This is a genomic window from Usitatibacter rugosus (assembly GCF_013003965.1).
Classification (GTDB): domain Bacteria; phylum Pseudomonadota; class Gammaproteobacteria; order Burkholderiales; family Usitatibacteraceae; genus Usitatibacter; species Usitatibacter rugosus.
The window spans coordinates 576843-602569 of sequence record NZ_CP053069.1; the positions used below are offsets into that span (position 1 = coordinate 576843).

General features: G+C 64.2%; 26 protein-coding genes and 1 pseudogene. 15 read left to right on the forward strand and 12 right to left on the reverse strand.

Going from position 1 to position 25727, the window contains the following annotated elements:
• Positions 1-67: 67 nt before the first annotated feature.
• Complete coding sequence (locus DSM104443_RS03030) at positions 68-832, forward strand: GntR family transcriptional regulator (RefSeq protein WP_171089318.1); 765 nt, start codon at positions 68-70, stop codon at positions 830-832.
• Positions 829-1962, forward strand: a complete 1134-nt coding sequence (locus DSM104443_RS03035) for a CaiB/BaiF CoA transferase family protein (RefSeq protein ID WP_171089320.1) — start codon at positions 829-831, stop codon at positions 1960-1962. Before DSM104443_RS03030 ends, DSM104443_RS03035 begins: the two co-directional genes overlap by 4 nt.
• Before the next feature lie 73 nt (positions 1963-2035).
• On the opposite strand, the gene DSM104443_RS03040 is transcribed toward DSM104443_RS03035, so the two are convergent.
• Together DSM104443_RS03040 and DSM104443_RS03045 are read right to left on the reverse strand one after the other, a co-directional pair.
• Entirely contained in the window at positions 2036-2869 is an 834-nt protein-coding gene (locus DSM104443_RS03040) for a hypothetical protein (RefSeq protein ID WP_171089322.1), read from the reverse strand.
• The gene (locus tag DSM104443_RS03045; protein ID WP_171089324.1) at positions 2866-3330 is read right to left on the reverse strand and encodes a response regulator transcription factor; all 465 of its coding nucleotides are present in this window, start codon (positions 3328-3330) and stop codon (positions 2866-2868) included. Before DSM104443_RS03045 ends, DSM104443_RS03040 begins: the two co-directional genes overlap by 4 nt.
• A gap of 57 nt (positions 3331-3387) precedes the next feature.
• On the opposite strand from DSM104443_RS03045, the gene DSM104443_RS03050 reads away from it, so the two are divergent.
• Positions 3388-3918: a protein tyrosine phosphatase family protein gene (locus DSM104443_RS03050; RefSeq protein ID WP_171089325.1), complete on the forward strand. Its 531-nt coding sequence runs from the start codon at positions 3388-3390 to the stop codon at positions 3916-3918.
• A 3-nt stretch (positions 3919-3921) separates the two neighbouring features.
• Here DSM104443_RS03050 and DSM104443_RS03055 read toward each other — a convergent pair whose 3' ends face one another.
• Positions 3922-4770 (reverse strand): DUF2059 domain-containing protein, encoded by an 849-nt coding sequence (locus DSM104443_RS03055; protein WP_171089327.1) that lies wholly within the window; start codon positions 4768-4770, stop codon positions 3922-3924.
• Positions 4771-4915: 145 nt separating this feature from the next.
• Here DSM104443_RS03055 and DSM104443_RS03060 point away from each other — a divergent pair, with 145 nt between their 5' ends.
• The 6 genes from DSM104443_RS03060 to DSM104443_RS03085 all read left to right on the forward strand — a co-directional run bounded on the left by DSM104443_RS03060 (position 4916) and on the right by DSM104443_RS03085 (position 7979).
• Positions 4916-5416, forward strand: a complete 501-nt coding sequence (locus DSM104443_RS03060; RefSeq protein WP_171089329.1) for a fasciclin domain-containing protein — start codon at positions 4916-4918, stop codon at positions 5414-5416.
• A gap of 86 nt (positions 5417-5502) precedes the next feature.
• Complete coding sequence (locus DSM104443_RS03065) at positions 5503-5931, forward strand: fasciclin domain-containing protein (RefSeq protein WP_171089331.1); 429 nt, start codon at positions 5503-5505, stop codon at positions 5929-5931.
• Between the two features lie 49 nt (positions 5932-5980).
• Positions 5981-6697 carry a class I SAM-dependent methyltransferase gene (locus tag DSM104443_RS03070; protein ID WP_171089333.1) on the forward strand — a complete coding sequence of 239 codons (717 nt, stop codon included), beginning with the start codon at positions 5981-5983 and terminating at the stop codon, positions 6695-6697.
• Complete coding sequence (locus DSM104443_RS03075; protein ID WP_171089335.1) at positions 6667-7380, forward strand: phosphatidylserine decarboxylase; 714 nt, start codon at positions 6667-6669, stop codon at positions 7378-7380. The genes DSM104443_RS03070 and DSM104443_RS03075 overlap by 31 nt, the downstream gene beginning before the upstream one ends.
• Before the next feature lie 211 nt (positions 7381-7591).
• Complete coding sequence (locus DSM104443_RS03080) at positions 7592-7795, forward strand: cold-shock protein (protein ID WP_171089337.1); 204 nt, start codon at positions 7592-7594, stop codon at positions 7793-7795.
• Positions 7796-7799: 4 nt separating this feature from the next.
• On the forward strand, positions 7800-7979 hold the full coding sequence (locus DSM104443_RS03085; protein WP_171089339.1) for a hypothetical protein: 180 nt from the start codon (positions 7800-7802) through the stop codon (positions 7977-7979).
• A gap of 153 nt (positions 7980-8132) precedes the next feature.
• Here DSM104443_RS03085 and DSM104443_RS03090 read toward each other — a convergent pair whose 3' ends face one another.
• Positions 8133-8675, reverse strand: coding sequence for a response regulator transcription factor (locus DSM104443_RS03090; protein WP_171089341.1), 543 nt, complete (start codon positions 8673-8675; stop codon positions 8133-8135).
• A 119-nt stretch (positions 8676-8794) separates the two neighbouring features.
• Between DSM104443_RS03090 and DSM104443_RS03095 the strand changes: the two genes are divergently transcribed.
• Positions 8795-10300, forward strand: a complete 1506-nt coding sequence (locus DSM104443_RS03095; protein ID WP_171089343.1) for a hypothetical protein — start codon at positions 8795-8797, stop codon at positions 10298-10300.
• A gap of 17 nt (positions 10301-10317) precedes the next feature.
• Positions 10318-11799 carry an Ig-like domain-containing protein gene (locus tag DSM104443_RS03100; protein WP_171089345.1) on the forward strand — a complete coding sequence of 494 codons (1482 nt, stop codon included), beginning with the start codon at positions 10318-10320 and terminating at the stop codon, positions 11797-11799.
• A gap of 10 nt (positions 11800-11809) precedes the next feature.
• Here the strand turns inward: DSM104443_RS03100 and DSM104443_RS03105 are convergent, their stop codons facing one another.
• The 3 genes from DSM104443_RS03105 to DSM104443_RS03115 form a co-directional block, all read right to left on the reverse strand.
• A complete protein-coding gene (locus tag DSM104443_RS03105) occupies positions 11810-13045 on the reverse strand; it encodes a hypothetical protein (protein WP_171089347.1) in 1236 nt (411 codons plus the stop codon).
• A gap of 6 nt (positions 13046-13051) precedes the next feature.
• Positions 13052-13261, reverse strand: coding sequence for a hypothetical protein (locus DSM104443_RS03110; protein WP_171089349.1), 210 nt, complete (start codon positions 13259-13261; stop codon positions 13052-13054).
• Positions 13262-13337: 76 nt separating this feature from the next.
• A complete protein-coding gene (locus DSM104443_RS03115) occupies positions 13338-14543 on the reverse strand; it encodes an acyltransferase family protein (protein WP_171089351.1) in 1206 nt (401 codons plus the stop codon).
• Positions 14544-14673: 130 nt separating this feature from the next.
• Between DSM104443_RS03115 and DSM104443_RS03120 the strand changes: the two genes are divergently transcribed.
• Both DSM104443_RS03120 and DSM104443_RS03125 read left to right on the forward strand, forming a co-directional pair.
• A complete protein-coding gene (locus DSM104443_RS03120; protein WP_171089353.1) occupies positions 14674-15543 on the forward strand; it encodes a LytTR family DNA-binding domain-containing protein in 870 nt (289 codons plus the stop codon).
• A gap of 18 nt (positions 15544-15561) precedes the next feature.
• Complete coding sequence (locus DSM104443_RS03125) at positions 15562-16323, forward strand: hypothetical protein (RefSeq protein WP_171089355.1); 762 nt, start codon at positions 15562-15564, stop codon at positions 16321-16323.
• A 16-nt stretch (positions 16324-16339) separates the two neighbouring features.
• Here DSM104443_RS03125 and DSM104443_RS03130 read toward each other — a convergent pair whose 3' ends face one another.
• The 5 genes and pseudogenes from DSM104443_RS03130 to DSM104443_RS03145 form a co-directional block, all read right to left on the reverse strand.
• Positions 16340-17005: a CPBP family intramembrane glutamic endopeptidase gene (locus DSM104443_RS03130; RefSeq protein ID WP_171089357.1), complete on the reverse strand. Its 666-nt coding sequence runs from the start codon at positions 17003-17005 to the stop codon at positions 16340-16342.
• A 10-nt stretch (positions 17006-17015) separates the two neighbouring features.
• Positions 17016-17219: a hypothetical protein gene (locus DSM104443_RS21810; RefSeq protein WP_246232477.1), complete on the reverse strand. Its 204-nt coding sequence runs from the start codon at positions 17217-17219 to the stop codon at positions 17016-17018.
• Positions 17220-17456: 237 nt separating this feature from the next.
• Positions 17457-17555 (reverse strand): annotated as a pseudogene (locus tag DSM104443_RS22135) (DUF4124 domain-containing protein); the annotation flags it as partial.
• 110 nt (positions 17556-17665) lie between these two features.
• The gene (locus DSM104443_RS03140) at positions 17666-20227 is read right to left on the reverse strand and encodes an SIR2 family protein (protein ID WP_171089361.1); all 2562 of its coding nucleotides are present in this window, start codon (positions 20225-20227) and stop codon (positions 17666-17668) included.
• Positions 20228-20229: 2 nt separating this feature from the next.
• A complete protein-coding gene (locus DSM104443_RS03145; RefSeq protein WP_171089364.1) occupies positions 20230-21999 on the reverse strand; it encodes a glutamine--tRNA ligase/YqeY domain fusion protein in 1770 nt (589 codons plus the stop codon).
• 92 nt (positions 22000-22091) lie between these two features.
• Here DSM104443_RS03145 and DSM104443_RS03150 point away from each other — a divergent pair, with 92 nt between their 5' ends.
• Positions 22092-23606, forward strand: a complete 1515-nt coding sequence (locus DSM104443_RS03150) for a hypothetical protein (RefSeq protein WP_171089366.1) — start codon at positions 22092-22094, stop codon at positions 23604-23606.
• Between the two features lie 10 nt (positions 23607-23616).
• Positions 23617-25698 carry a hypothetical protein gene (locus tag DSM104443_RS03155; RefSeq protein WP_171089368.1) on the forward strand — a complete coding sequence of 694 codons (2082 nt, stop codon included), beginning with the start codon at positions 23617-23619 and terminating at the stop codon, positions 25696-25698.
• Positions 25699-25727: the final 29 nt, after the last annotated feature.

A 25727-nucleotide genomic window follows, 5' to 3' on the forward strand; every position in this document is an offset into this window, starting at 1 on the left:
TGGTCTGACCCTGATTTCGCCAATTTCAGATTGACTTTGTCCGTTTGTCCGTACAATATGCCGGGGCATGAAGATTGTCAACGACGTCCGCCCCACCACGATGTACGCCGCCCTCGCGCGCCAGCTCACCGGCGAGATCGAATCGGGCCGCTACAAGGTCGGGCAGAAGATCCCCACCGAGGCCGAGCTGCAGCAGCGCTTCGACGTGAGCCGCCACACGGTTCGCGAGGCGCTGCGCGATCTCAAGGACCGGGGGCTGCTCACCGCCCGCGCCGGCATCGGCACGGTGGTGCGCGCCAAGGGCTCCTCCACGCGTTTCATGCAGGGCATCGGCACGCTGAAGGAGCTCATCCAGTTCGTCGAAGCCACGCGCATGCAGGTGCTGAAGCGCCGCGTGCTCGTCGCGGATGACGATCTCGCCGAGCGCCTGGCGGTGAAGGCCGGCCAGGAGCTGCACGAGGCCTTCGTGCTGCGCTTCCTGCCGAAGGAAACGGCTCCGGTGGCCTCCATGTACATCTACGTGCGCGCCGAGCACGGCAACGTCCTCGACCACATCGACAAGGCGGGCCAGCCGGTCTTCAGCCTGGTCGAGAAGCACCACGGCGTTCGCATCGTGGAGGTGCGCCAGCAGATCGTCGCCTCGAACCTCGAGCCCTCGGAGGCGCGCGTGCTGAAGGCGCGCACCAGCACGCCCGCGCTGAACATCTCGCGCCAGTATTTCGACAACCAGGATCGCATGGTGATGGCGAGCGTCGGCCTCTATCCCAGCGACCGGTTCAGCCACAACACGAAGTTCCGAATCCAGAGCCTGGACGAGAAGGAAGCCCCATGAAACCCCTCAACGGCGTGCGCATCGTCTCGGTGGAGCAGTTCGGAGCGGCGCCCTATGGCTCGATGTTCCTCGCCGATCTGGGTGCGGAAGTGATCAAGGTGGAGAACGCGGCCATCGGCGGCGACCCCGCGCGCAAGACCGGCCCGTACTTGCTGGGCGACACCGACAGCGAATATTTCCAGACCTGGAACATGAACAAGAAGAGCGTCACGCTCGACCTTCGCACGCCCGAGGGCAAGGCGTCGCTCGAGAAGCTCGTGATGAGCGCCGAGGTGGTGCTGAACAACCTGCGCGGCGACCTGCCCGCGAAGATGGGCCTGGACTACGCGGCGCTCTCGAAGCTCAAGCCCGCGATCGTCTGCGTGCACTTGTCCGCGTACGGGCGCGACAACGAGCGCGCCTCGTGGCCGGGCTACGACTATTTGATGCAGGCCGAAGCGGGGCTGATGCACCTGACGGGTGAGCCCGACGGCCCGCCCACGCGCATCGGCGCGCCTTCGATGATCGACCACACCACGGGCCTCACCGCGATGGTGGGCCTGCTCTCCGCGCTGATCCAGGCGCGCGCGACGGGCAAGGGCTGCGACGTCGACACGTGCCTCTTCGATGCCGCGCTGCATCAGCTCGGCTATGCCGCGATCTGGTATCTCAACGAGGGCTACACGCCGGAGCGCCAGACGCGCAGCGCGCACTTCTCCGTGGCGCCGGTGCAGACGTTCCCCTCCGCCGACGGCTGGATCTTCGTGATGTGCCTCACGGACAAGTTCTGGAACGCGCTGCTGGGTGTGTTGAATCAGCCGGCGATCACCGCCGACGCGCGCTTCGCCAACCAGAAGTCGCGCCTCGAGAACCGTGACGCGCTCACGAAAGCCCTCGATGCCGAGTTCCAGAAGCATCCGACCACGCATTGGCTGAAGGTGCTGGGCGGCGTGCTGCCGATCGCGCCGGTCTACGAATTGAGCACCGCGCTCGACAGCCCCTTCCTCCGCGCGACCGACATGATCAAGACCGTGCCGCATCCCGCGCGCGCCGATCTTCGCGTGCTCGCCAATCCCATCAAGATCAACGGGAAGCGTTTGTCGCAGGAAGTCTGTTCGGCACCGGGCGCCGACAACGCCGCGATTCTGTAAGACGAATAAAGGGGTCAGACCACTTTATTGCGAACGACGAGCAATAAAGTGGTCTGACCCCTTTATTCGTCCTTCACGTACGTTTGGTGTTGGGGGCCTTCTTGGCCAGCTCGCCCAGCTCCTGGCCGAACTTCAGCGAGGCGAGGGTGAGGGCCTGCTCGAGGGCGGCGCTCGACGCGTCGTGGTAGCGAAGGCCCGCGGGGGATTCGATGAAATCCACGTAGCGGCCGAGGTCCGCGTCGGACACGCCGCGGTACATGTACGCGTACGTGGCAATCATGAGGCGTTCCATCATGAGCGCCATCTGCGGGCGCTCCGCGTCGAATTCGCGGCGCAGCTTCGCGGCGATCTCCGCTTCGCCGCCGGTGGCCATCGCGGCTCCGTAGGCGATCGCGATCGTCATGTTGCCCATGGCCTTGGCGGTCGCGTTGCCCGCGTCGAGCGCGGAGGTCATGCGCTTCACCAGCGCGAGCCGCGACTCGGGCACCTTCTTCACGAACTCCGCGATCGCCTGCTGCTGGCGTTGCGTGGCGGCGGAGTCGGCGTTGTCTCCGAACTTCTCCTCGATGCCCGTGAGGCGCTTGCCGATATCGCTCGAGAGCCAGATCAACACTTCGGCTTCGTCGGCGCCCGTCATCTCCTTGTCGAGGACGAGGCGCACGTCGCGGCGCAGGTTGTCGGCGGAAAACGAGGTTGCGGCCTTCTTGAGGCCGTTGCGGTCGACGAGCACGCCGGATTTTCCGAGCTCGGTCTCGAGGCCGGAGAGGATCAGCGTGTCGTAGTGCTCGAGCTGCTTCCACAGCCCCGACTTCTTCATCAGCTCGTCGGTGCGGCGGGTGTCCTGTGCGAACGCGCCGCCCGAAGGCAGCAGGGTGAGCGCGAGGAGCGCGAGGAAGATCCGGATCATGTGTCGTTGCCCAGGACCATCGCCACGGCCTTCACGAGCCCGCTCATCTGGAAGGGTTTGCTCACGTAGCCGTCCGCTCCGGCGGCGAGTCCCGCGCTCACGTCCTTGGCGGAGGACTTGGCGGTCATCATGATCACGGGAAGCTTCTCGAAGCGCGGATGCTTGCGCAACCGCACCAGGAGATCCAGGCCGTTGGCGTCGGGCAGCGTCACGTCGAGCAGGATGATGTCCAGCTCCTCGCCGCGTTTCAGCGCCGCGTTGATCTCCGCGAGGTTCGACGCGAAACGCACCTCGTAGCCCGCGCGGCCGAAGATGTCGCCGAGCAACGCGCGCAGCGCCGCGTCGTCTTCGATCGCCAGCACGACGTATTTCGTCTTGTTCCGGGGCGGGATACGCGCCGACGCACGCCGCGCCAGGTTGACGAGGAACCCGGACTTCTCGAGTTGGGCAGTTTCGGTCACCCGCCATTTTAGCGCGCGGATCGGCTTCAACCGAATTGCACTTGTATGATCGGCGCGATGAGACCGACCGCACGCGCCCTGGCCGCCGCCGCCGTGTTTTCCTTCGTGTTTCCCGCCCCGGCGCAGGCGCAGAAGCTGCCCAACCTGGTCGAGATCACGCCCCGGCTCTTCACCTCCGGCCAGCCGGGCGCCGACGCGCTGGGCGACCTCAAGGCGCAGGGCTTCGAAGCGGTGATCTACCTCGCGCCGCCCACCGTCTCCGACGCCGTGAAGGACGAGCCGCTGATCCTCGCGAGGCAGGGGATCACGTACGTGAACATCCCGATCCGCTTCAGCGACCCCACGGAGGCGGATTTCGAGACCTTCGCCGCCGTCGTGTCGAGCCTCGCGCCGCGCAAGGTCCTGGTGCACTGCCAGGTCAACATGCGCGCGTCGTCGATGGTCTTCCTCTACCGGGCGATCAAGCTGAAGGAGCCGCCGGATGCGGCGTACAAGGCCGTGGCGCAGGTCTGGTCGCCCCACGGGCCGTGGAAGAAGCTGATGGAGGCGCAGCTCCGGAAGAACGGCATCGCGTTCGAGCCGTACTGAACCCTACGCGGGCTTGCGTTCCTTCCGCTGCTTCGCGATCTCGCCGAACTGCTTGCCGAACTCCCGCGAGGCCTGCGAGATGGCCTGCTCCAGCGCCGCGGCCGTGGCGTCGTAGAACTTGAGGCCGGCGGGCGACTCGACGAAGTTCACGAAGCGCTCCAGGTCCTCGTCGTCCAGCGACTGGTACTGGTGCGCGTAGCGGGCGACGGCGCCCTGCCGCATGGCGTGGGCGATGTTGTCGCGCCGCGCCTCGAGGCCTCGCTTGATGAGATCCACGTCGGCGACGGAGAGGTCCAGCGAGCTCATCACGCCGTACATGATGCTGGTGAGGATGTTGGTCACGGTCCGCGTCGACGCCTCGCCGAGTGCCAACGCGCTGCCCAGGCGTCGCAGGAGAGCAACCCGCGTCTCCGTGAGGCCCTTCCTCGCGTCGGCCACCTGGCCCACGAGCTGGCGCTCGGGCATCGTGACCGTGATCTCCGCGTACTTCACGTCGATGGCGGCGATGCGCCGGCCGAGGTCGGTGTCCAGCCACGTAAGCACCGCTGATTCATCCGCGGGCGAGAGGATCTTGCCGAGCGAGGCGCGCACCTCGCCCCGCAGCCGCTGCGGGTTGAACGACGTCGAAACGATGGAGCGAAGCTGCGTGCGCTCCTCCGGGGTGAGGTCCTTGCCGCGGCGGTTCTGCACCGAATCCGCGATGCCTTCCTCCACGCCGCGAAGCACGAGCTTCTCGAATTGCCCGATCTGGGCGTTGAGCCCGGACTTCTGCATGAGCTCGTCCGTGCGGGCTCCCGACGCTGAAAGTGCCACGCAAGCCGCGGCTGCCGCCGCCCATCGAAATGCTGCCATTGCCTCTCCTTTTGGAGGCATCATTTTAGCGAGAGGAATCGCGAAAAACGTGGGGAAAATCCCCCCGGAACAGAGGGGAAGTCAAGGTAAACAATTAAATAAGTCCCTAGGCATAAGAGGCATGGAGGTCCATAGTGATCGACGTATGCGAAACACTCCTCTCCTGAATATCGTCGACACGCTGCAACTGCAGCCCCGCTTCTTCACCCTCGTCGGCGCGCTCCGTGGTGCCGGCCTCGAAGTGCTCCTGCGCAGCGCCGGACCCTTCACCCTCTTCGCCCCCGTGGACAGCGCCTTCACCGCGCTCGAGCCCGAGCTGCGAGACGGCCTGGCCCGCGACTTCAACCGCATGCGCGCGGTGCTCGAATACCACCTGCTGCGTAACACGCTCCTGGCCTCCGATCTTCGCCACGGCCTCGCGAAGACCGTCGAAGGCACCGCGCTTCGCATCGGCGCCACGGACGACGGCTTCACCGTCGACCACGCCAACGTCGAGCGCACGCAGATCCATTGCAGGAACGGCGTGATCCACGCGATCGACGCCGTCATCATGCCGGGCTATCGCCCACCGGTTGTTGCAGCCGCGCTGGAGGAATCCGCGTGGTCAGGTCGCAGGCGCACCCCGCAAAAGAGGGTGCTCGTATAGGTTTCGGTAAAAGTGATCAGCAACACATTCAGAGAGCCCGGCATCGACCGGGCGCTTTTTTTCCAGCAGCCAGTCAGGAGCTCACCATGAATACCCAGGATCAGGACATCGTCGCGAACGCCGCGAACTCCCCCGATTTCTCCATCTTCTCCAACGCGCTTCGCGCCGCCGGCCTCCAGGCCGCGTTCAAGGCCGAAGGCCCGTTCACGGTCTTCGCCCCGACCGATGCCGCCTTCGAGAAGCTGCCTCCGGGCGCCGTGAACCTGCTGCTGAAGGACAAGGCGCGCCTCGCGAGCATCATCAATTTCCACGCCACGCGCGGTGTCATGCACGCGGTGGACATCAAGACCCACGACCTCCCGAGCCTCCAGGGCGAGACGCTGGCCCTCCAGGTGAGCGGCTCGGACCTCGACATCGGCTACACCGTGAACGGCGCCAAGGGCTCGAAGAAGGAGATCGAGTCCTCCAACGGCATCCTCCACGGCATCGACACGGTGATGATGCCGGCAGGTTGAACCTCGGGGCCGTCACGGCCCCGACACATTGCGGCGTTGAAATGCGGGCATGCTTCCCTTCCCCAAGGCGGAACCGGCCCGCTTCAGCCTCGAGCCGGGGCTGCTCGGATCGATCCTGCGGCACGCCAGGCCCCTCGGCCACAACGAGGACGCGTCCAACCTCAACCTCGGCTTCGGCTTCGTCTACTACGGTCTTGTAAGGGCGCTGCGCCCGAAGCACATCGTGGTGATCGGGTCTGGCTTCGGCTTCAGCGTCGTGTGCCTGGCGCTCGGCCTCAAGGACAACGGGGTGGGGCAGCTGAGCTTCGTCGACCCCTCGTACTCCTTCCTCAAGGACGGCCTGCTGCGCACCGTGGGCGGCACGGACCAGTGGAACGAGCCTGACCGCGTGCGCGAGCACTACGCGCGCTTCGGCGTGGAAGAGTGGGTCCGGCACTACAAGATGACGAGCGCGGAGTTCTTCTCGCTCTACCGCGGGCGCAACCTGCCCGCGATCGACATCGCCTTCATCGACGGCAACCACTCGTACGAGGACGTGCAGCACGACTTCGTGGAGACGGTGCGCAACTCCCACCGCGACACGTACATGCTGCTGCACGACACCAACATCTACGTGCGCGAGCTCGTGCGCCACGCGGGCGTGAAGCGGTGGCTGAAGCGCGTCGGCACCGACCGCAAGGCCTTCGAGATCGTGGACTTTCCCTTCGCTTCGGGCGTGGCCCTCGTGAGGGTGCTATGCGACGCGAGCTGGCAACCCGGGGATTGATCGCCACCGCGCTGGTCCTGCTGGCGCTCGCGGGCGCGTACACGTTCTGGCGTTACTTCTGGTTCTTCCGCGACCCGCCGCGCACGCCCCCGGCCGAGGCCGGCATCCTCTCGCCCGCGGACGGAACGGTCGTGTACGTGAAAGTGGTCGAGCCCGGAGCCGAGGTGGTGAGCATCAAGCAGGGGGTCGCCGCGACGCTGAAGGACATCACGCGCGAGGACATGGCGCAGCGGAAGATCGTGATCGGCATCTTCATGAGCCCGTTCGACGTCCACTACAACCGCGCACCGCTCGCGGCCACCGTGAGCTCCATCCGCAAGTACCCGGCGAGTGCGGAGGGCAACGTGAGCATGACGGCGATGCACTGGCGCAGCATCCTCGGGATGGAGCCGCGCTACACGGGGAGCATGCACATCGTGCAGAACGAGCGGACCGTGACGCGCCTCGAAGGCGAGTACCGCGGGGAGGCCACGCCGATCTACGTGGTGCAGATCGGCGCCCTCACGGTGAGCGGGATCGACAGCTATTTCGCGCCGGGCCAGTCCGTGGGCCGGGGCGAGACCTTCGGGATGATCCGCGTGGGCTCCCAGGTGGACCTCGTGGTCCCCTGGCGGGAGGGCCTCGCGGTGCAGGTGAAGCCGGGGGACCGGGTGACCTCCGGCGAGACGCTCCTGATCCGCTAGGACTACAGCCGAAACCTCTCCCGGCACGCCGGTTCAGCTAGTGGTACTATTCGCCTGCAGGATCTCAAGAGACGAAGTTTCCGTCTTGTCCCTCCCAGCCGCCTACCGGTGGCTCCGTAGTGGCAGTCAATTCCCTCCTGATCATCGTGACCGTCGCCGCGCTCGGCTTGCGCGCACCATCGCAGTACATTTTGAGTAAAGGAAACACGACATGGCTTCAGGTACCGTCAAGTGGTTCAACGACGCTAAAGGTTTTGGCTTCATCACCCCGGAAGGCGGCGGACCCGACCTCTTCGCTCACCACAGCGAGATCCAGGGCACGGGCTTCAAGTCGCTGAAGGAAGCGCAGAAGGTCGAGTTCGAAGTGCGCCAGGGACCGAAGGGTCCGGCCGCCGGCAACATCCGCCCGCTGTAAGGCGATGCCGAAACCGAACTACGCATTCCAGAAACGCCAGCGCGAGCTAGCGAAGAAGCAGAAGAAGGAAGCCAAGCAGAGGGCCAAGGACGCGGAGAAGCAGCCATCCGAGGGCGCAACGCCCGAAGGTGATGATCCCGCGGCCGAGCCGGCTGCCGATGCTCCGAAACCCGCTTCGGAATGACGTTCGTGCAAAGAAAAAAGGAGGCTTCGGCCTCCTTTTTTTCGTTCGCGTTTCCGTAACGCAGGATTAGCACCCGCTTATCCGGATCGGGCGTCTACTCGGCTCATCCATTGCGCTTGGGGGCGCCATGTCGATTGAACCGGATGCCTGGGCCTAGGCAATGCCCAGTACGAGCTGCACCGACTTGAGGAGGGCACTCAGCTTGAACGGCTTGCTCACGTAGCCGTCGGCACCCGCGACGAGGCCTTCGGCCACTTCGTTGGGACCGGCCAGGCCCGTCACCATGATCACCGGCAGCGTGTTGAGCTGCGGGTGGCCGCGGATGGCCTGCAGGATCGTGAGGCCGTTGGCGTCGGGCAGCTCGCGGTCGAGCAGGAGCACGTCGATCTCGGTGCCGCGGCGCAGCGCCTGGTTGATCTCGGCCTTCGTCGTGGCCCAGCGCACCTCGAAGCCGTGGGTCATGAAGACGTCGATCAGCAGCTGGCCCAAGTCGGGATCGTCCTCGATCACCTGCACGACGTATTGCGTCCCGTTCTTGCGTTCGATGCGGATGGGCGACTGCTTGGTGAAGCTCACCATATAGCCCTGGCTCTCGAGCTGCGGGGTTCCTACCAACGCTTCCTCGTGCGCGCGTTCCACCTCTTCCACGGTGGGGATGGGCGCGAGGGCATCGGCGAGGGTGAAGTCGCGGTCCATAAGCGAATACTAACCTTCGAAGGAGAAGTAGTTACATCGGGCAGCTTGTAACAGCCCGGAACCCAAGCTGTAGGCAGCCTGTCTTTCAGGGGTCCAGCGGATCCCACGGAGATCGGGCTATGGCCATCCGGCTTTGCAATATCGTCGCATTCCTCGCGTGCTTCGCCGCCAGCCAGGCCTTCGCCGGCATCACGCTCCTGTCCCCCACCCCACAGCGCGCCAAGCTAGGCGAGACGTTCGCCCCGCTCCAGGTGCGGGTGACCGACGACGCGGGCAATCCCATGGTGGATGCGGCGGTTCGCTATTCGGTACCGACGCCGCCATTCGGTGGAGTCGATACGACGTCCAATGCGGGATGCATCATCGACGCCGGCAAGCTGTGCACCACGCGCACCGATGCCCAGGGCATCGCCTCCACCCATCCGCTGACGGCCGCGCAGGCGCGGACGCAGCCGAACACGATCCGGTTCGGCCTCGAGGGCGGTAACTACCAGGCCACTGCCGAGCTTTTCGTCGATCCCGCGATCCCTCCGATGACCATCACGGTGGCGTCCGGCGCGAACCAGAGCACCGCGGTTGGCACGGCATTCCCGCAGCCCTTCGTGGTTCGCGTCCTGAGCGCGTCGGGGAGTCCCGTTGCGGGCGCACGCGTGACCTTCACCGGCACGGTGTCGGGAGTGGTCAATAGCGCCACGCTCGACTTCAACGGCGAGCTGAACACCACCGTGACCACCGATGCGAACGGCCTGGCGAGCGCCTTCGCGCGAGTCGTGAGGGGGATCGGCCCCGGCATCGTTCGCGCCCAGGTGACCGATACCAACGCAAACATCGTGCTCACCGTCGACATTCCTTACACCTCGACGACCTTCGACGGCCGCAGCGACCTCGACCTCGAGAACATGTGGTGGTCCGGCTTCGCGGAGAACGGCTGGGGCTTGAGCATCGCGCAGCGCAGCGACCGGCTCTTCCCTGTGCTCTACGTCTATGACGACAACGGCAACCCGACGTGGCGCGTGATCGAGGAGGGCGGCTGGGGCGGCGGTGCGCGCTACGAGTTCTACATCGCAGCGCAGTTCAAGCCGAAGGGCTCGCCGTATTACGCGTACGACACGTCGCGCTTCGTCATCGGCGATCGCGGTCCCGCCACCACGATCCAGTTCCACTCGCCGATCGCGGCGAACCTGTCGTTCCTGATGGACCAGAACTTCCCGCCGAGGCCGACGAACAAGAACATCACGCCGATGGATTTCGGCGCGGACGTTCCGAATCGCATGCCCGGCATCGGCGGTATGTGGTGGGGTGGCCCGTCGCAGGCCGGCTGGGGCATCTCGCTCATGGAACAGCCAGGCGGTGTCTTCGCGGTGTGGTTCACGTATGACGCGAACGGCGATCCGACGTGGTTCGTGATGCCCACCGGCACGTGGGAGAACGACACGACCTACTCCGGGACGCTCTTCAAGACCCACAGCTCGCCGTGGTTCGCCGTGCCTTATGATTCGTCCAAGTTCCAGATCACGTCGGTGGGCACGTTCCGGTACCGCTTCGCCAACGTGAACAACGCGACGTTCGAGTGGACGGCGGAAGGGCACTCGGGGTCGATGCCGCTCGTGAGGATCGAGTTCTAACGCGGTAGGGAGGAAGCATGGCCCTGTGGCTTCGGAATGTCGTCGCGTTCCTGGCGTGCTTCATCGCCAGCCAGGCCTTCGCGGCGGTCACGCTTCTCTCCCCGACGCCGCAGCGCGCCAAGCTGGGCGAGACGTTCGCCCCGCTCCAGGTCCGGGTGACCGACGCCACGGGCAGTCCCGTGGCGAACGCGGTGGTCCGCTACTTGGTCACGGTGAACAGTCCCCTCGCGACCACGTCCGAAGAGGGATGCTTCACCGAGCTCGGCACGTTCTGCACGACCCGTACCGATGCCCAAGGCATTGCCTCCACCCATCCCCTGAGGACCACGTCCGCGTCAACGCAACCCGGGACGGTCTACTTCGCCCAGGGGGACGGGCCCTACGAGGTTTTCGCCGAGCTCTTCGTCGATCCCGTGGTGCCGCCGATGGCCGTCACGGTGGTCTCCGGCGCGAACCAGAGGGCGGCGGTCGGCTCGCCGTTGCCGCAGCCGTTCGTGGTCCAGGTGCTCAGCTCGTCCGGCGCACCCGTCGTGGGGCAGTCGGTCACTTTCCGCTATCTCAGCGGCGCGTCGCTGGACTTCAACGGGTCGACCAACGTCACCACCACCACCAACGCGAACGGACTGGCGAGTGCCTCCGCGCGGATCTCGATGGGCATCGGGCCGGGCATGGCACGCGTGCAGTTCTTCGACACGAACGCAAGCATCTTCCTCACGCTCGACATCCCCTACACCTCGACCACGGCCGACGGCCGCAGCGACCTCGACCTCGAGAACATGTGGTGGTCCGGCTTCGCGGAGAACGGCTGGGGCCTGAGCATCGCGCAGCGCAGCGACCGCCTGTTCCCGGTGCTCTATGTGTATGACGAGAGCGGCAACCCGACGTGGCGCGTGATCGAGGGCGGCGGCTGGGGATCCAATTCCCGCTACGAGAACTACATCGCCTACCAGTACAAGCCGAAGGGCTCGCCGTACTACGCGTACGACGCCTCGCGCTTCGTCGTAGGCGATCGCGGTCCCGCCACAACGCTGCGCTTCCATTCGGAGATCGCCGCGAGCCTCGACTTCTCGCCCAATCCGAACGTTCCCGGCACGCAGCACAAGGCGATCTCCCCGATGGACTTCGGAGCGGACGTTCCGCCTCGCCTGCCCGGCATCGGCGGCATGTGGTGGGGCGGCCCGTCGCAGGCCGGCTGGGGCATCTCGCTCATGGAGCAGCCCGGCGGCGTCTTCGCGGTGTGGTTCACGTACGACGCGAACGGTGACCCGACGTGGTTCGTGATGCCAACCGGTGCGTGGGAAAACGACACGACGTACTCAGGGACGCTCTACAAGACCCACAGCTCGCCTTGGTTCGGCGTGGCTTACGACTCGTCGAGGTTCCAGATCACGTCGGTGGGCACGTTCCGGTATCGCTTCGCCAACGTGAACAACGCGACGTTCGAGTGGACGGCGGAGGGGCATTCCGGCTCGATGCCGCTCGTGCGGATCGAGTTCTAGCCCCGTCCGTTCAAGCCGTTGCAGGCTTCTGCAGCGGCTCCGCGATCATCCGGTTCAGTCGATCGAGCAGCGTGAACAAGCTCTCGATACCGTAGCCCGCGACGAAAGCGAGCGCGAGCGGCAGCGAGAGCGTGGTAGCCATCACGGCTCCCGGCGTGGCCGAGTAGAACCAGCCGATCACAATGCCCGCCACACCGCCCGAGGCGATGCGAACGGCCGCCTCGAGGGGGTTCATGGCCGGCACGCGCACGTTGGTGATGTTGCGCATCAGGAAGATGGCGGCGCCGAGGAGGCCGTAGGCGAAGGGCAGGATCCACGTGACCCGCATCGACATGCTTTCCTTGAGGGCGGGAATCCGGGCGTACTCCGTGCCGGTATCGGACAGGAGCATCCCGTTGCCGGTCGGGAACAGGACATTGAGATAGAAGCAATTGTCGCCACTGACATCCGCGATGATGTGCTTCATCCAGGCGGGGAAGCCTCCCGCATTCTCCGGAAGCTGGACGCCGCCCTCGGGGTCCACGGCGCAGATCTCCGCGGGCGCGAGAGGGCCGGGGGGCTTCGTTCCGTCGTAGGGCAAGTCCGATAACGCCTTGCCCTCCGCCTTTCCCTTGTCACCCTTGCGCCCGTCTTCGGCGGCCATGGCGGAGGGCAGCAGCCACGAAAAGCCCGGCACGAGCGGCAACGCCGTGGCCTTCCTCGCGTCGTTGAAGGTGTTGAAGAGCTTGCCGTTGATCAGCCGCAGCTCGGTGATCTCCTGGTGGAATTTGTCGAAGATCGCCTTCGGCGGCTTCGAGACGGGACCGTCGAACTCGGCGATCTTGCGAAGCGCGGTCAGGCGGAGCTGTGGCCGCAGCTCCTGCAGCTCCGTGAGCGATTGCACGGCGGCCTGCTCGGTGTGGAGGTAGTTCATCACGCAGCCGATGAACACCAGCGCGACGATCGCCAGGAGCGCGAGCCCGCCTTGCATGAAGCTCGCAAGCCTGCGGTTCGCCGCGAGGCATGGGTTGCGGCCTCCGCGAAGGTCGGTGAGGGTGATCGGCGCGATGATGCGCGTGAGGTCGCTCAGCGCCTTCGAGATGGCGACCACGTCGGGCACCGACTCTTTCTCGAGCGCTTCGTCGGCGGCGCGTAGCGTGGCGGTGATCGCGTGATCGCCGTTCAATCCCGCGCACGAAGCGTAGTCCGCCGCGCGTCGCAGGTCGTCGATCAGTTGACCGACGTCGAGGATTGATTTGGTGCTCATGGCGGATCAGTTCAAGGTGCCCTGCACCCACCCATACTGCGAGGGGCAGTAGCACACCCTCCCGGGCGGGCCGGGCGGGTTGGCCCAGCACCAGAACCTCGGGGTGAAGCAGATGGTGCCCGGCGTGTGAGCGGGAACCTGGGCCTGGGCCACCTGGATGGCAGGCACGGGGCCGACGAGAAGTACGGTGAAGACGACGATGCGAAGGCATGTCATGGCGTTCTCCCTCACGGACGGTCGGCGCGTTCACTCGTCGGTGTGGGAGCCATGATTCGAGAAGTGGATGCACGCCTCAAGCCGAATATTCGGGGGGAGCGCCGGTAATCTGCACACTCGAGGAACCGCGACGGCGGCGCGGAATCCCGAAGACGGTGCGAAGGAAGGCGCTGCGCCGTATGACGACGACGTGCAGCGCCCAGCATCCCGCAACGGTACCGACGAGGATGAGCGCCGGCTCGATCACCGGCCCGACCTTCAGCGGAATGAGCCAGTACGCGAGCAGCACGATGAGGCTCTGGTGGAGGATGTACCAGGGATAGACCGCCTCCGTCGCGAACGGCAGCCACTTGAACGGCTTGTTCAGCAGCGCGTGCCCCCAGCCGAGGATCGTGCAGATGGCGAGCCAGATATAGAGGTTTCGCATCGTGCGCGCCGCCATCACGCCGAAGAAGTCGGGATTGTCAGGATTCAGCGTGCGTGCCAGCAGGATGTATGTGATGAAGACGATCAACGCCGCGCCGAGTGTCGCCTTGCGGATGCGCGCGAGCTCCGTCCAGATCGCCTCGTCGCGCCCCAGCCAATAGCCGTAGAGGAACATCGTGAACGACACGGCGTGCACGTACCAATCCTTCACGAGGTTGTGGGTCTCCGGGAATCGGTATTGCAGGGTGAGCGTGTAGAGGAGGAGGGGAACGACCGGATAGAGCACCAGCCGGACGCCTCGCAACCTGACCAACGGACTCTTCGTCCCCGCTCCATTCACTACGTCGTCCCCGCGTAGGCGGGGACCCAGCATCGCCAGGATCATCGTGTACACGAACAAGTACGCGAGATACCAAAGGTGATTCCACGTCACCCCCTCCCGCCACCCATCGAACGCGCCCTTCGGCCACGGATATCCCGTGTAGTAGTGACCGAGGAACTGCAGGAACCCCGGCTCCACCAGCCCGTTCATCACGCCCTGGGCATACGGCTGGATCGGCACGACGACCGCCATGCCGAAGAGCAGCGGGATCATGAGGCGCCCGGCCCGCTCGCGTACGAACGCCCCAGGGGCACGGCTTCGCATCATGAAGGCCGTGGCCACGCCGCTGATGAGGAAGATCAGGTCCATCCGCCAGCGGTTCACGAACAGCATCGGGATCTCGATGGCCTGGGTCGTGTAGCTGCTCTTCACGTGGTAGCCCCAGTCCTGGATGTAGACCATGGCCCAGTGGTAGAGGATCAGCAGCGCGAAGGCGAAGGCGCGCAGGGCGTCGATGTCGTGGCGTCGTTTCATGGCGCCACCGTAGCCGTGCCGCACGCGGGCGGGGCGAAAATGTGCCGAAGAATCGGGAATCGGTGACGAGCGGCGGCCGGCGGGGACGAGTGGCGGCTCATCCGGGCCAGTGCGACCGTAGAATCCGGCCATGGACCGCGACCCCCGGGATTTCCTCCAGCGCTACCTGCCGCGCCGCCGGTACTTCGAGGTCGCCTTCTGGGTGATCTTCTACGCCATCGGGGCGATGGTGAACACGAAGATCGCCGAGCTGGACGTGAAGCGCGTCGGACTGAACGTCCCGCCCTGGGGGCCCGCGGTCTGGGAGTGGAGCAGCCACATGGTGGGCCTGGCGCTCATCCCGGCTCTCATCGCCTATGAGGCACGGTTCCCGCTGCACTTCGGCTCGTTCCGCAAGAACCTGCCGTGGCACGTGCTGGGGAGCGTGGCCTATTCCGTGATCCACGTCGTCGCCATGGTGTCGGCGCGCAAGGCGTTCTACGCGTGGCAGGGCACAAGCTACGACTACGGCAACTGGCCGCTGGAGCTCTTCTACGAGTACCTGAAGGACTTCCGCAGCTACATCTTCATCCTGCTGATCGTCGGAGCGTACCGGCTCTTCATGCTGCGCCTGCAGGGCGAGGCGACGCTGCTCGATGCTCCGGACTCGGGACCTTCGGAAGGATCGATCGAAAGACCGGAGCGCTTCCTCGTGAAGAAGCTCGGCAAGGAGTTCCTGCTTCCCGCGGCGGAGATCGAGTACGTGCAGGCGATGGGCAACTACGTAAACCTGCGCGTGCGTGGGCGGGACTATCCACTGCGGTCGACCATGGCTGCGATCGAAGAGCGCGTGGACGCGACGAAGTTCGTCCGCGTACACCGAAGCTACATCGTGAATCTAGATCAAGTGGTGGAGATCGAGCCCACGGATGGTGGCGACGCGACGATCACGATGAAGGATGGGGCGACGGTGCCTTGCAGCCGGCGGTATCGGGACGGGTTGAGGCGGATCGCAGCGTAGGCCGGTAGAGTAGCGGGCATGAAGCGCATTCTTTCCATCCTCGCGCTCCTCGCGGCATTCCCCGCCGCCGCCGCGGAGTACCTCATCGCGCCGCTCATCGGCGACCGGCTCGTCGTGAGCTTCGCGCGCATGACGACGGGCTCGAACCTCGGTGCCAGCGCCGAGGTGCTCAAGTTCCCGAAGCTGCCCTGGGACGACGCGATCGCCACCTCCGTGGCCGAAGGCGTCTCGGCGGCGGACGACAAGGCCACGTTCAAGCAGCTCTCTTTCCGCGAGGGCCTGCCTGGCGTCGATACGCTCGACCAGGCCGGCGAAGGCGAGATCGCCGCGGCACTGGTGAAGACGCTCGCGACGCTCATCGATCCCGCGAAGAAGCAGTACATCGTTGCGCTCTGGCCGCGACGCGCGGACCACCTCTTCAAGGGCATCTACGCGGGCATCGGGCGTGGGCGCGGCTCAGGGCTCGGCTTCTATGTCGACCGCACGACCCGCACCATCCTGGAAGACACCGGCGAGCGCGACACCGGCTTCCTGGGCGTGTTCGCCTACTTCGACGTGGGCTTGATCGACCCCGCGGCAAGCAAGGTGGTCGCGAGGCAGAGGATCGTCACCACGCAGCACCTTACGATGGCGGAACGACCTCGCGAGGCGGAGAAGGGCGATCCGTGGGCGCTGCTCGATGACGGGGAGAAGTACCTCGCGATACGCAGGATGGTCGTGGAGCAGCTCGGGAAGGCGATGCCGGAGCTGATGAAGGGCGTGGCAGCAGCAAAGCCTTAGCGAAGGCGCGAGCTCCTCAGGGGAAACCGCTCAGCGGCAGCAGGTCCAGCAAGACGTGCGCGAAGACCAACGGCCACAGCCGCCCGGTTCGCACGTAGAAGATGGTGAAGGCGGTGCCCATCACCGCGAACACGATGAAGGCGAGCGGCCCCTGGTAGAGGTGATACAGGAGGCGAATGGCGATGCTCACGTTCACCGCCGTCATGATCCCGAAGCGCTTGCGCATCGCCTCGATCACGAAGGCGCAGACGAGCAATTCCTCGTAGAGCGGGTTGAGGAGCGAGACGAGGATGATCGGAATCCAGTCCGCGTTGCGCTCCCCCGGCTTCACCTCGCCCGTGAATAGCAGGGAAACCGCGGTGTCGAACAGCAACGTGACGGCCGCCAGCCCCAGGCCTTCGACCGTACCCCGATTCGAATAGTTGAAGTGGAACTCGGGCCAGCGCCATCCGCCGTGATGGAGGACATAGGCAATGAGCGGCGCGAACGCGACCTCATACCCGAGTAGGGCCCAGAGGTGGACGTTTCCGAAGTTGCCCAGGCCGTCCGTCGGTGGCGCAGAGGGATCCGCGGCGAAGGAAAGCAAGCTCGTGCCGAGCGCGAGACCGAACGCCAGGAGGATGACGAGAAGGAACTCACCCTTGTTGAAGTCCCGGCTGGCAGGGCCGAGATTGTGGGTCACGTGTCGAGCTCTAGCGAGCGGCTTCGCGTGAGATGCTGGTGACGGTCTGGCCGGCGTACGTGATCTTCGTGCGCGTCTGCTCGTCGCCCGGCCCGGGCTCGTACACGTCGATGTACGGCTCCTTGTACGTGGTCTGGCTCGGGATGTGCGTGACCTTGTAGATCGTCTGGCTGTCGGGCGGACCGATCTTTTGCAGGACGGTCGCTCGCTCCATGCCAATGGAAATGAACTTTCGTTCTTCGCCTTGCTTGGTCGACCTCGCAGGCCCTGACGTATGCGCTGGTGTGGAAGGCGCTGCGCTTGATGATGAGGCAGGAGATTGCGTGGCGGCCCCGGATGCGCGCGAATCGGACGAGGAGTCCTTCGATTCGACCTTCGGCATTTCGAAGCCTGAGGCCGCGGGCACGGAATTCACCTTGTTCGCGTGAAGGTTGCCGTCGCAGGGGCGTTCTTGAAAGGTGACGGTGCCCTTTTCATCCTTGCACTTGTAGACCTGCGCCCTAGCGTCAATGGCGAGCAGGGCAAGGAGAGCTGCAACGAGGTATCGCAAAAAAATCCCCCCGCAATTCGAGAGGCGGCAATCATACTCTATGACGGATCGCTTTCTTGACGATGCAATGCCGGCGCCGATGGAGGCCGTGCCTGCTCGGTAAGCCCTGTCTAGCTTGCCTCGCCCAGTCGCTTTTCAATTTTCTCTCGCAAAGCGGCAAAAAACTGATCCTCATAGCCTTGCATAAATTGAAGGAGTGCTTCGCGTCCTTTGAAATCATGAAAATCGAACGATATATTCTTGTGCCTCGCGCTCTCCGCAGCCTCGGCGGCAATCTGCTCCACTACGTCTCCCATGTTCATCAGGATCGCCTCGTCATACTCGGCGGACGCTCTATTCAATAGATAGAGATGCAGTTGCTGGGTGTCAGTTGAGACCTTGCTAGACCAAATCAGACGCCCCAAGTCGTGCTGGTCTTCAGGAAGCCCTACTAGCAGATCTACCATCTGAGTCAGTCCGATGTGACTTACTACCGTTTCAGCAAGGGCAGGGTACTGACTTGCACCGATCGCAAAGCGCAGTCGCTTGTCTGCGGATACCAAGAGAGAGCGCCTTCCTTCCTGTTTGTCGCGCTCCAACAGTGCGAGTTGAGCGGCGTCATGATCAATTAGAAGGAGGTTGCGTTTCCCTCGTTCAAGCTCGTCGGCGAACGCCTTCTGCAGTTCATAAGAAATCTTGGCCCGCAGTGCTTGGTCGGCTTTAGCATCTTCAACTATTGCAATGCGCTTCTGCTTCAACCACGAGGCCAGCTCAGTCTCTGTTGTGTATGGGGCGTGTTTGGCAAGAAAATCGCCAAACTTCAGCGAAGGGTCTCGTCGCAGGAGGGCGCTGTATGCGCCAACAAACACATTGACATTGTGCGAGCCGAACAATCCAATCTCAGTAGCTATAGATCGTAGAGCATCTTGCCCGTAGGACTTCACCTCCGCTTCGGCAAGCGTTCTATGACTTATTACCTCGTTCAAGATCCCCGAAGTGGCAACGATCTCCACAGTGGACTTGGCTTCGGCCGCCGCGTCCATCAAGCGCTGAATTACGCTACGGTAGATGTCGTGGAACGGGTGCCCGAGGGTCAGTGCGGGCATCAACACGTTAGCGTCGAGATAAATCCTCTCTGGCAGCGCTTCCTTGTGAAATAGCGCATCTCGAGGCGTGTTTAGAATCAACTCGAGGGCGAAGCTCACACGCCCTAGAGCCGTCAGTTCCCTTTCCTCTTCTGCGGTGGGTTGTCTGAACAAGTTGGTAAACGTCCTTGCCAATGCTTCTATTACTTTCCAGCTTAGAAACGGCCCCGCTCTCGCTACGACCGCCTCGACATCAATGTCCTCAGGTGGCCGGCCGGACGCGTAGGCAGCGCCAAGATCCCACCCGCGCTTTAGAACCAAGTGCCATACGACTTCATCAACGCACTTGCGAACGTCGCTGGTTGCTTGTCCGCCCTCATGCACGACGTAGCGATTGCAGACCGCCATAGCTACCTTCGCTATTGATGAGTCGATCGCCTGATCTGCGCTTCGTGGGCCAGTCCAAGTCCAGGTCTTTGATGGCTTCTGCGTGACCGTGCACAGGTTATCGGCCTGGAGTGCGTCGAGTGCAGAGTCGCAGAGATCGCTTGCGGAAGAATTGTCCAACCTCAGAATCCCTCTTACGAGTTGAGCAAGGACATCCTTCGTCATTCCTTCTTGGGCGTTCTGCAATAGTTGACTAACAATCCCTTCGACAACTGTCTTTGCGAGCGGACGAAGTGAGTGTTTCATCTGCACTCGGGCATAGCAGGCCGCGAGGTATCTTCTTGCTTGACCGAGTGGCGCAGGCGAGCCTTTCGGTTTGGCAGCAGCCTGGGTCGCTGCCGAAAATGAATTGATGGCGGCCCAAAGGGCGGCATGGTCTGGGGTTGATTCGTAGAAAACTTTAGCAACGTTTAGTCGCTCAAGGCGCGCCAAAAAATCACCGCTCGCATTGCTCGGGAGAAGCGCCACGTGCCTCCCATCGGTGCGCGGCCCTAATCTCTTGTTGACTGTCTCGAGGACCAGTTGGATTGCGGGATCGAGGAACGAGAACCCTAGAAAGAGGAGATTTGTCCTTGAGAACAGGTGGGTTAGGACATCAATGTAGGAATTGTCGTTGCGGATCGCCTCGTAGTGGGCCGAGGTTAGCTGAATGGTGCGAGGTCGTTCGGCGCAACCATGCAAGCGCGCGACGTGAAACTGTTCCTCAAATATTACGCCGGGAAAGTCTGGATCACCGTACACATAGTCTAGAGGGGATGTGGCTTGGGCCTTTGCGATCGCGTCGAACAGCGCTCTGTCGTAGTTTGTTGTGACAATGAATTTCGCGGGCAATCGCGCGAGTCCGACCAATGTTGACGAGTCGTACGTTCGAAATGCATCCCTGAGGAATTGATATTTCTCCCCGTCCCTCAGTTTGTTGCACTGAAAGTAGTACATCGCGGCCTCGAGGAGAGCCCCTTCCGCGATGCGTTCAACCATCAGATTGGCGGACAGCGCTTCTACGGGACGAACTTTCTCCGCAAGCTGTCTGAGTAGAGTGGGCCATGCGGGCAGACCGGCTTTAGCCGATACGCCGGCCCCAATGAAAAGGCCAGGCTTTTCACTTTCGATAAAGAACTTGCCAAGCGCCACACTCGGATCCAAGGCGTCGCCCCTTTTCATTGTCAGCTTCGTACACCCCACGAGTCGCGCAGCGTACACGTTCGAATAAACTTGTACTGGTCGTGTCTAAAGTAGCCATGCCGCTCAAACTGGAAGCCTTCCTTCCCAGTGGCTGCTCCAAGGCTCGGCTCGAGGTACGCCTCAATCGTCTTTGCCGAGTCCCTGTTCAGGTCATCCAAATAGCTCTTCGAATCCTTTCCCGGGTTCTCCACCTTGAAGAGCCGGTCATACATCACGACCTTGCTCTTCAGCGCCGACTTCGCACACACCCAGTGAATGACGCCCTTCACTTTGTACGCGTCGGCACCTGGTGTGCCCGACTTCGAATCGGGCATGTACTCGCACTGCACTTCGACGACGTTGCCCGCGTCGTCCTTCTTGAAGCCCGTGCACTTCACGACATAGCCGTACTTGAGTCGCACGGTGTTGCCGGGAAAAAGCCGGAAGTATTTCGGTGGCGCGACTTCCTGGAAATCTTCGCGCTCGATCCACAGCTCGCCGGAGAACGGAAGCGTGCGCGTGCCGAGCTCCGGCTTCTGCGGATGATTCGGCGCCGTCGACTCTTCCGACTGGCCAGCGGGGTAGTTGGTAATCACGAGCTTCAAAGGATCGAGCACAGCGAACCGCCGAGGCGCCGTCTCATTCAGCACTTCCCGCACGCAATCTTCCAGCACCGAAGGATCAATCCACTGGTGCGCCTTCGAAACCCCCGCCCGCTCCATGAAGAGCCGAATGGCGGCAGGCGGATACCCACGACGACGCATGCCGACAATCGTAGGCATCCGCGGATCATCCCAACCCTCGACATGCCCCTCGTCGACGAGCTGTTTGAGATACCGCTTGCTCATCACGGTGTAGCCGAGGTTCAGCCGAGCGAATTCAATCTGCTGCGGCAGGGGCCGCTGTAGCAAACCAAACGAAGCGATCTTCTCGATCACCCAGTCGTAGAAGATCCGCTGATCCTCGAACTCCAGCGTGCACAGCGAGTGCGTGATGTTCTCGAGCGCGTCCTCGATCGGGTGCGCGTACGAGTACATCGGGTAGATGTGCCACTTCTTGCCGGTGCGGTGGTGCTCGGCGTTCTTGACCCGATACAAAGCCGGGTCGCGCATGTTGATGTTGGGCGAGGCCATGTCGATCTTGGCGCGCAGGATGTGCGCACCGTCCGCATGCTTGCCGTCTCGCATCTCCTCGAACAACTTCAGATTCTCGGCGATCGACCGGCCGCGGAAAGGCGAGTCCCGCCCCGGCTCCTGGAACGAGCCGCGGTTGAAGGCCATCAACTCGGCCGACTGCGAGTCCACGTACGCGAGGTCGTTCTCGATCAGCTTCACGGCGAAGTCGTACATCCACTGGAAGTAGTCGCTCGCGAAGTAGAGGTTCTTGTCGTCCTTGCCCCAGTGGAAGCCGAGCCAGTGCACGGACTCGAGGATGCCGTCCACGAACTCCTGCTCCTCCTTCTCCGGGTTCGTGTCGTCGAAGCGCATGTGGCAGATGCCGCCGTACTCCTCCGCCAGCCCGAAATTGAGGCAGATCGACTTCGCGTGGCCGATGTGGAGATACCCGTTCGGCTCCGGGGGGAAGCGCGTGCGGATCTTGGCGGGGTCGATGTCGCCTTTCGCCTGGTCCGCGGCCAAGCCCGGCTCGCCCGCCCAGCGTCGTTGGGCGTACGTCCCCTTGGCAAGATCGGCGTCGATCCGCTGCTTGATGAAGTTGGAATGGGAGGCCGCTTCGGTCGCGGGGGCGGTCTTGGGGTTGGGCTTACCGGACATTTCGGGTATATGGAAGGCGAAAGGTCCATTTTGTCCGATCTGAGGCGCCGCGTCAGGCCTCCATAAGCATAAGAATGAACCCATTGCGCACCTTGTCCGCCGCCGCCCTGGCCGCCCTCGCGATGCTGGCCACGGGCCTGTGCTCCGCCGCGGGCATCTACATGACACCGAGTTTCCCGGTGCAGCACGCCTTCGCGGGAAGCGACTTCTTCTCCATCAGCTTCAAGGTCACGCACGAAGACGGCCTGCCCATGGAGGGCGCGCGGGTGCGGGCGTATTGGAGCTCCGAGGACGTCTTTGCCTCGCGCAGCGATTTCGGGTCGAACTGCACCTTCTATCCGACCACGGGCCCCATGTGCGAGGCCCCCGCGACCTCACTGCTGGGTTTCTCGACCGTGCGAGCGGGCCGTGCGGGCAAGCCTTCGCTGAAGGAGTATTCGCTGCACGTCCTCATCACGGACGCCGCGGGCGTCTGGCTCGGCGAACCGGTGGTGTACTTCTACGTGGACTTCCGCGATCCGCCGAAGTCGCTGGAGCTTGTTTCCGGTAGCGGGCAGAGCGCGCCCCTCGGCACGACACTGCAGCCCTTCGTCGTGCGCGTGCGCAACGCCAACGGCACGCCGGCCGTCGATTTCCCGGTGCAGTTCTCGGGGCCGTCGCATCCGACGCCCATCGGCGGCCAGTTCCAGGGAGGCTTCGGCCTGACCGTGCGCACCGATGGAAGTGGCATTGCTCGCTCCCCGGCGATGACCCTGGCCAACGGCATCGGCTCCGGCAACGCGATGGCCTGGATACCGAGCCCGGAAGAGGGCGTCAACAAGACCGTGCTGTTCGCCGTCACCAGCACGACGCCGGACGGCCGCACGAAGCGTGCGCTGGAGGACATGTGGTGGTCCGGCCCCGGCATCGAGAACGGCTGGGGCATCAGCATCGCGCAGCGCGAGGACCGACTCTTCCCGGTGATCTACGCGTATGACTCCACCGGCCTGCCGACGTGGCGCGTGATCTCGGGCACGTGGGGTTCGGGCCGCCAATACGAGGGCTACCGCGCGCAGGCGTTCTCCCCGCTGGGCTCGCCGTACTACGCGTACGACACCTCGCGCTTCACCATGGGCACCAGCTCGGCCATCGACATCGATTTCGATTCCGAGGGCTCCGCGCGCCTGAAGCTCTACCAGCCCGGCAGCAACACCCTGCAGTTGCTCGCGAAGAACCTCACGCGCCAGGACTTCAGCTCGCCCAGCAAGGCGCCGCTGCAGGGCGTGGGCGGCATGTGGTGGGGCGGTGAGTCGCAGGCCGGGTGGGGCATCGCCCTCATGCAGCAGCCGGGCGGCATCTTCGCCGTGTGGTTCACCTATGGCGCGGACGGCAAGCCGACGTGGTTCGTGATGCCCGCGGGCTCCTGGACGGATGCGAGCACCTACGAAGGCCGCCTGTATCGCACGCGCAGCTCGCCGTGGTTCGGGCCGCAGTACGACGGGTTCCAGCTCCTCTCCTTCGACATCGGCACGTTCCGTTTCCGCTTCACGGATGCCGACCACGCCACCTTCGAGTACAGCGCGGACGGGCATGCCGGCTCGATGGCTCTCGGCAAGATCGCTTTCTGAACGAGGCACGATGAACTTCCCTCGAGCATGCCTCGCCCTCCTGTGCGCCTTCGCGTCCACCGCCTTCGCGGCGGACCGCATCTGGACGGGCTCCTCCCCGGCCTCGCCCAAGCGCTGGAGCGATCGGTTCAACTGGGAAGGCAACGTGGCGCCCCAGCCGAACGACCGCCTCATCTTCCCCGCGACCTCCAACGCGAAGGCGTCGCTCAACGACTATCCGCTCACGCCCTTCAGCGGCATCGTCTTCAACGATCCCGCCGGCCACGCGATCACGAGCGACGTTCCGCCGCTTCGGCTCAGCGGTGCGCTGCCGATCGTGGTCGAGGCGGAGGGCGGCACGTTCACCACGGGCGCCATCGCGATCGCGGCGAACAGCGCGCGCGTCACGGTGAATCGCCCACCGGGCGCGCCGCCTGGCGATGCACCCGTCCTGCTGCCCGGCGTCATCACGGTTTCCTCCCTGGACCGTTTCGAGGCGACCACGGGCCGCATCGTGTTCACCGAGGCGATCAGCTTCCCGGAATTCCCACAGGGTGGCGGGATCACGGTCGCGGGCAACATCGAGCTTCGCATCCGGGCGCCCTACAACATCAGCACGCGGATCGAGGGCGGCGTCGTCAAGGTCACCAGCAAGTTCGGGACCCAGGGCGCTACCCTCTGGGCCGGCCGCCTCGAGTACGGGCCGTTCCAGCCCGGCGAGGACCCGAACTACATCGATGCGAACCTCTACCTGACCGGCCCCCCGGAGCCGGAGCTTGGCAACGTATCGACGGTCGTCCCGATCTTCCGCGGCGTCTTGCGGGTCGAAGGCACCCAGACCTTCGTCGGGGGCGCGCTCACCTTTGCCGGTCCCATCAACGGCGCCGGCGTGATGCGGCTCAAGGTCACGGGCAACGGCTGCGCCACATATGCGAGTAGCGAGAATTCCTTCACCGGCGGCATCGACATCGCGCAGGGCACGTTGTGCTTCCTGCAGGACGAGCGCATTCCCAACGCGGTTCCCGTGACGGTGAGCGCGGCGGGCACGCTGCAACTCGGCGCGGGCGGCGTCAACCATTCCAGCCCGATTCGCGAAACGGTGCGCAGCCTCTCGTGCGCGGGCAAGCTCAACTTCCTCGAAGCCGGCATGGTGAGCCTGCGCGTGCTGCAGCCCTCCTCGATCGCCGGCTGCCAGCTCTCGGTCACGCCCGGCGTCTCGGTGGACGCGGCGCGCGGCATCACGCTGGTGGCGAACGAGAGTGGCCAGCCCTTCACCGGAGCGTTCTCGAACGCACCCGAGGGCACGTCGTACACGATCAACGGCACACCGATGCGCCTCACGTACCACGGCGGAACCGGCAATGACATCGCGCTCGTCGCGGCGCCTTCCGGCGAGGCGCCCTCGGTGCAGGACATGTGGTGGGTCGGCCCGGGCGAAAACGGCTGGGGCATGAGCATCGTCCAGCATGGCGAGAAGCTCTTCGGCGTCATCTACGCCTACGACATCACGCAGAGGCCGACATGGTTCGTGATGTCGTCGGGGGCGTGGAACGCGAACCACACCGAGTACACGGGGGATGTCTACACGCCGAGCGGCGCGCCGTTCTTCGCGTACGACGCCGCGCGCTTCGCGGTCGGTGAGAAGGTCGGCCGGATCACGATCGCGTTCGCGGACGCGCAGCACGCGACGCTTCGCTACACCATCCACGACATCACGGGCGAGAAGGCGATCGTGCGCCAGCAATTCGGGCCGGCCGTCTCTCGCGTGCATGCCGACAACAGCGACATGTGGTGGGGCGGCGTCACGCAGAACGGCTGGGGCGTGGCGGTGATCCAGCAGTACGAGTCCGTGTTCCTCGTCTGGTTCACCTACGATGCCGCCGGCGCGGCGCGCTGGTACGTGATGCCCGCGGGAACGTGGACGGGCAACGCCTTCTCGGGCCGGATCTATCGCACGATCGGCACGCCGTGGGACTCCAGCCGCTACGATCCGGCATCCTTCCGGTCCATCGACGTCGGCTCGTTCAGCGTGCGCTTCGACGCGCCCGCGACGCTCGAATACACCATCGACGGCCGGCAGGGCACGCTGGCCATAGGTCGTACCCCGTTCTGAAAGGCCGGCGATGCGCCCTGTAGAATTCC